Source organism: Bordetella petrii (assembly GCF_020991325.1).
In the GTDB taxonomy this organism is placed as follows: Bacteria; Pseudomonadota; Gammaproteobacteria; order Burkholderiales; family Burkholderiaceae_B; genus Bordetella_A; species Bordetella_A petrii_E.
Genome location: NZ_JAJMLX010000273.1, coordinates 1 through 5903 on the forward strand (window position 1 = coordinate 1; position 5903 = coordinate 5903).

Here is a 5903-nt window from a genome sequence, read left to right on the forward strand (position 1 = left end):
TGCGGCCGCACATACGCCACGGCCTGGGTGCGCTCGACCTGGGCCAGTTCGGGCGCCGGCAGTTCCACCCCATGCGCGTGCTGGCGCGCTTTTTCCTGGGCGGATCCGTGCGCTACGAAATCGGCCTGGAAGACGGCCAGCGTTTTCCCGTGGTGGCCCCGGCCCACAGCGGCCACGCCGCGGGCGACACCGTGAGCGTGGCGCTGGCCCGATAGCAGGCGCACACTGCGCATAACCGATTTTTTCCGAATTCAGGCTCATCATGCTTATCGCTCAAATCACCGACCTGCATATCCGCATGCCGGGCCAGAAGGCCTATCGCGTGGTCGAAACCGACCGCTATCTGCCACCGGCCGTGCAGGCGCTGAACCTGCTGGATCCCGCCCCCACCCTGGCCATTATCAGCGGCGACCTGACCGACTTCGGGCGCCCCCAGGAATACGCGCACCTGAAAAACATGCTGGACGGCCTGCGCATTCCGTACTACCTGATGCCCGGCAACCACGACGCCCGCGAAGAACTGGCGGCGGGGTTTCCCGATCACCGGTATTTGCGGGACATGGACGGCTTCGTGCAGTACACGGTGGAAGACCACCCCGTGCGCCTGGTGATGCTGGACACCGTGGTGCCCATGCAAAGCCATGGCATGCTGTGCGAACAGCGCCTGCAATGGCTGCGCGACCGCCTGGCCGAACAGCCGGGCCGGCCCACGGTCATTGCCATGCATCACCCGCCATTCAAGACGGGCATTGCCCACATGGACGCCATCGGCCTGCTGCAGGGCTCGGAGGCGCTGGAATCCATCGTGGCTGCGCATCCCAATGTGGAAAGAATCCTGTGCGGCCATTTGCATCGCACCATTTTCCGGCGCTTCGGCGGCACGGTGGCGTCCACATGCCCCAGCCCGGCTCACCAAGTGGCGCTGGATTTGCGCGCCGACGGGCCTTCTGCCTTCGTCATGGAGCCCCCGGGTTTCCACTTACACGAATGGCGCGATGGCGCGTTGATCACGCATCATGCCTACATCGGGGCCTATCCGGGCCCGTACCCATTCCACGAAGGCGGGGCCCTGATCGACGAATGAATCCGCGGGGGCCTGACATGCCGGCGTCATGTTTGCACCGCAGAATGAAAAGGATTTCATTTGCGGCCAGAATAGAGGGCCCGGCCACGCAGCCTGGCGTCCCCGGGCGCCGGACCGCCCTGGCGGCGGGCCATCTCAGCCTGACGTTGCACACATAAGAACTATGTCCACGCTCATTCTGGAAGACCTGACCAAACAGTACGGCGACGCCGCCGCCATCCAGGGCGTTGGATTCACCGCGCCGTCGGGCAGCTTCACGGTGCTGCTGGGACCATCGGGCTGCGGCAAGTCCACCACGCTGCGCATGATTGCCGGCCTGGACACGCCCACATCGGGACGCATACGCATCGGCGAGCGCGATGTCACGCACCTGCCGCCCTCGCAGCGGCGCATTTCGATGGTGTTCCAGTCGTACGCGCTGTTTCCGCACCTGTCGGTGCGGGAGAACATCCTGTTCGGCCTGAAGGTGCGCAAAGAGCCCGCGGCCGACTACCCACGCCGCTTGCAGCGCGTGGCCGACCTGCTGGGCCTGTCGCAGCTGCTGGACCGCAAGCCTTCGCAATTGTCGGGCGGGCAGCAGCAGCGCGTGGCATTGGGAAGGGCCGTGATCTCGGAGGCCCCGGTATGCCTGATGGACGAGCCGCTGTCCAACCTGGATGCCCAGTTGCGCCACGACATGCGGCGCGAGATCCGCGCCCTGCAGCAGGCGCTGGGCATCACCATGGTGTATGTCACGCACGACCAGACCGAAGCCATGAGCATGGCGGACCAGGTGGTACTGCTGCGCGGCGGACGCATCGAGCAACTGGACACGCCCGACGGGCTGTACGCGCGCCCCGCCACTGAATTCGCCGCGCGCTTCATCGGCACCCCCCCCATGAACCTGATCGGCCTGGCCGCGCAGGGCGGTTCGCCCACCATTGCCGGCACCGACACCGCCGTACTGGGTGCGCCGGCCGGCGCCGTGCGCCTGGGCGTGCGCCCCGAACACATCCGCATCGATGCCGGCGGCAGGCCCGCCGTGGTGGAAAGCGTGGAGTACTTCGGCGCCGATTCGATCGTGGTGTGCCGCCTGGGCCACACCAGCGGCGTCGCGGTGCGCGCTGCGGGCCATGTACGGGCCGACGCGGGCGACGCGCTGGGCCTGGCCTGGCAGCCGGAACACCAGCATTTTTTTGCCGCCAATGCAGCGGTCATCTCCCCCACCGGTCGCCCCGGCGACGCTTGATTCTAGGAAAACACCATGCGACGCACCGCTCTCAAAGCCCTGGCGGCCGGCCTGGCCGGCGCCTTCCTGTCCGTGCCGCTGCACGCGCAGGCCAAGTCCGTCGAAGTCGAGTTCTATTACCCCGTGGCCGTCGGCGGCCCCATCACCAAGATCGTCGACAACATGGTGACGGATTTCGAAAAGGAAAACCCCGGCATCGACATCAAGCCCATTTATGCGGGCTCGTACCAGGACTCGATCGCCAAGGCCCTGACGGCGCTGAAAGGCGGCAACCCGCCGCAGTTGGCCGTGCTGCTGTCCACCGACATGTTCACCCTGATCGACGAAGACGCCATCGTGCCGGTGGACGGCCTGGCCAAATCGGACGCCGACAAGAAGTGGCTTGGGGGGTTCTACGACGCGTTCATGCAGAACAGCCGTACGGGCGGCCACGTGTGGGGCGTGCCGTTCCAGCGTTCCACCATTGTCATGTACTACAACAAAGACCTGTTCAAGCAGGCCGGCCTGGACCCCGAGCGCGCGCCGGCCACCTGGGACGAACTGGTCGAATACAGCAAGAAGCTGACCAAGAAAGATGCCGCCGGCAACGTCACGCAGTGGGGCATCAAGATTCCCTCGGGCGGCGCGTTTGCCTACTGGCTGTTCCAGGCCCTGACCACGCCCAACGATGCCATCCTGATGAATGAAGAAGGCAATGAGGTTTACCTGGACAAGCCCGCGGTCATCGAGGCCGCCACCTTCTGGAACGACCTGTCGGCCAAGCACGGCGTGATGCCGCGCGGCACGGTGGACTGGGGCACCACGCCCAAGGACTTCCTGGAAAAGAAGGCGGCCATTGTGTGGACCACCACCGGCAACCTGACCAACATCCGCAAGAACGCCGACTTTCCGTTCGGCGTGGCCATGATGCCCAAGGCCAAGCGCGGCGGCAGCCCCACCGGCGGCGGCAACTTCTACATATTCAAGAGCGGCACGCCCGAACAGCAGGCCGCCGCCCTGAAGTTCGCGCAATGGGCCACCACCCCTGAACGCGCCGCCGACTGGAGCATTGCCACGGGATATGTGGCCGTGACGCCGGCCGCCTGGGAAACCGACAAGATGAAGCAGTACGCCCAGGAAGTGCCGGCCGCCACGGTGGCGCGCGACCAGCTGGACGTCAGCGTGGCGGAGTTCTCCACGCACGAGAACCAGCGCGTGACCAAGACGCTGAACGATGCCCTGCAAAGCATGCTGACCGGCGCCAAGACGCCCGAGCAGGCGCTGCAGGACGCGCAGCGCGAGGCTGACCGCGTGCTGCGTTCGTACCGCTAGGGGCCGGGCAGCATGAACCGGTCGCTGCAGGCGGTTTACGGCTGGCTGCTATTGCTGCCCGCCCTGGTGCTGCTGGCCGCGTTCACGCACTACCCGGCGCTGGCCACGGTATGGCACAGCTTTTTCTCCACCCCGCGGGGCAGCCGGCCGGCGCGCTTCGTGAGCTGGGAAAACTACACGCTGATGCGCGACGATCCGGTGTTCTGGCAGTCGCTATGGAACAACCTGTGGTTTGCGCTGGGCACCATTCCCACGTCCATCGCCATTGCCCTGGCGATGGCACTGTGGGTGAACCGCAAGCTGGCCGGGCGCGGGTTCCTGCGCATGGCCTACTTCACCCCCACCGTGCTACCCATGGTGGCGGTGGCCAATATCTGGCTGTTCTTCTACACGCCCCAATATGGCCTGATCGCGCAGGTGATGCAGGTGTTCGGCATGCCCGGCCCCAACTGGCTGGGCAGCCGCGACACGGCGCTGCCGGCCTTGATGGTGGTAACCATCTGGAAAGAAGCCGGCTTCTTCATGATTTTCTACCTGGCCGCACTGCAGACGGTGTCGCCCTCGCTGCGCGAGGCGGCCCTGCTGGAAGGGGCGTCGCGCTGGCAATATTTCCGGCGCGTGCTGTGGCCCCTGCTGATGCCCACGACGTTGTTCGTGCTGGTCAATGCGCTGATCAACGCCTTCCGCCTGGTGGACCACGTGGTGGTCATGACGCGCGGCGGCCCCGATAACGCCAGCACCCTGCTGCTGTTTTATATCTACCAGGTGGGATTCAGTTTCTGGGACACCTCGTACGCGGCCACGCTGACTGTCGTGCTGCTGCTGATTCTGGCCATTACCGCGCTGGTGAAGTTCCGCTGGCTCGATCGCAGGACGCACTACCAATGACCCAAAAGCTGGATACCCTGGGCGCCTGGCTGCTGGGCCTGTTGTGGATTCTGCCCCTGGTGTACGCCCTGTGGGCGGCGTTCCACCCGCCCGCGTACGCCACGCGCTTCGACCTGCTGGCGCCGCTGACGCTGGAAAACTTCAGCCGCGCCTGGCACGCGGCGCCGTTCCCGCGCTATTTTCTTAACACCTTCATGCTGGTCACCATGGTGCTAGCCGCGCAACTGGTGCTGTCCACGCTGGCGGGCTACGCCTTCGCGCGCTTCGAGTTCCGCGGACGCGACCTGGTGTTCATGCTGGTGTTGCTGCAGCTGATGATCATGCCCGATGTGCTGCTGGTGGAAAACTACCGCTCGATGAGCTGGCTGGGCATACGCGATACGGTGTTTGCGGTGGGCCTGCCGTACTTTGCCTCGGCCTTCGGCATTTTCCTGCTGCGGCAAACCTTCAAGACCGTACCGCGCGAACTGGAAGAAGCCGCCCGCGTGGAAGGCGCCGGCCCATTGCAGGTGCTGATGAAAGTGTATGTGCCGCTGGCCAAGCCCATTTACGTGGCCTATGGCCTGGTGTCTGTCAGCCACCACTGGAACAATTTCCTGTGGCCGTTGATCATTACCAATTCGGTGGAATCGCGTCCGCTGACGGTAGGCCTGCAGGTGTTCGCCGCCACCGACCAGGGCATAGACTGGTCGGTGATCACCGCGGCCACGCTGCTATCGGCCGCGCCGCTGCTGGTGGCGTTTCTGCTGTTTCAGCGGCAGTTCGTGCAGTCGTTCATGCGGGCCGGCATCCGCTAGCTGGATCAGTAGCCCACCGACAGCCCGGGCAAATCCACGATGATGCGCGGCTTGTCCAGGGCCAGGGCGGCATGCGTGGCGAATTCCTGGCTTTCTTTCTGGTCGGTCGACAATATGTCGTAGCCCAGTGCGTCGGCCACGCCCATGATTTTGTCCAGCAGCAAGACCTTGCCGCTGGGCCGCAGGGGTTCGCACCCCAGCGTATCCCAGGCCGATTCGAACCAGTCGCGCGCGTCGGCCGCGGCCTGCGGCGACGGCGCCACGTCTACAGACAGGTCGACTGATCGGCGGGCGTCGAAAATGACAGTGACGTCGCTGCGCATGGCAGGCCTCCGTGACAAGAAATATAAGAACCAGGGTGCAGTATGCCGCGCAGGCGGGGCCGCAGACTGTCAAACCTGCGACATTGCCGGCGCTTACCAGCCCTTGGTGGCTTCCCAGGTGACATCGGCGCCCTCGGCCAGCGAGCGGCGCATCATGTCGAGCAGCGGGAAGGCCCGCTGGCGCAGTTCGACCGTCTGGGCGATGGGGTGCACGGGCGCCTTGTCCGGATCGTCGTCGTTGTCTTTGGGGGCGTGGGCCTGGTCGTCGGCCG

The 5903-nt window shown here is 65.3% G+C and carries 8 protein-coding genes; 6 read left to right on the forward strand and 2 right to left on the reverse strand.

Going from position 1 to position 5903, the window contains the following annotated elements; translation table 11 throughout:
* From LPZ50_RS20530 to LPZ50_RS20555, 6 genes are all read left to right on the forward strand, one after another.
* Nucleotides 1-215 (forward strand): TOBE domain-containing protein (locus LPZ50_RS20530; RefSeq protein WP_230664458.1); only part of this gene is annotated, 215 nt, incomplete at its 5' end.
* 47 nt (nucleotides 216-262) lie between these two features.
* Entirely contained in the window at nucleotides 263-1084 is an 822-nt protein-coding gene (locus LPZ50_RS20535) for a phosphodiesterase (protein ID WP_230664460.1), read from the forward strand.
* Between the two features lie 163 nt (nucleotides 1085-1247).
* Nucleotides 1248-2312 (forward strand): ABC transporter ATP-binding protein, encoded by a 1065-nt coding sequence (locus tag LPZ50_RS20540; RefSeq protein WP_230664462.1) that lies wholly within the window; start codon nucleotides 1248-1250, stop codon nucleotides 2310-2312.
* Between the two features lie 15 nt (nucleotides 2313-2327).
* The gene (locus LPZ50_RS20545; protein WP_230664464.1) at nucleotides 2328-3623 is read left to right on the forward strand and encodes an ABC transporter substrate-binding protein; all 1296 of its coding nucleotides are present in this window, start codon (nucleotides 2328-2330) and stop codon (nucleotides 3621-3623) included.
* Nucleotides 3624-3635: 12 nt separating this feature from the next.
* The gene (locus LPZ50_RS20550) at nucleotides 3636-4511 is read left to right on the forward strand and encodes a carbohydrate ABC transporter permease (RefSeq protein ID WP_230664466.1); all 876 of its coding nucleotides are present in this window, start codon (nucleotides 3636-3638) and stop codon (nucleotides 4509-4511) included.
* Nucleotides 4508-5308, forward strand: a complete 801-nt coding sequence (locus tag LPZ50_RS20555; RefSeq protein WP_230664468.1) for a carbohydrate ABC transporter permease — start codon at nucleotides 4508-4510, stop codon at nucleotides 5306-5308. The genes LPZ50_RS20550 and LPZ50_RS20555 overlap by 4 nt, the downstream gene beginning before the upstream one ends.
* Before the next feature lie 5 nt (nucleotides 5309-5313).
* On the opposite strand, the gene LPZ50_RS20560 is transcribed toward LPZ50_RS20555, so the two are convergent.
* Nucleotides 5314-5631, reverse strand: coding sequence for a hypothetical protein (locus LPZ50_RS20560; protein WP_230664470.1), 318 nt, complete (start codon nucleotides 5629-5631; stop codon nucleotides 5314-5316).
* 93 nt (nucleotides 5632-5724) lie between these two features.
* On the reverse strand, nucleotides 5725-5903 hold a 179-nt coding region (locus LPZ50_RS20565; protein WP_268903518.1), incomplete at its 5' end, for a DUF1840 family protein.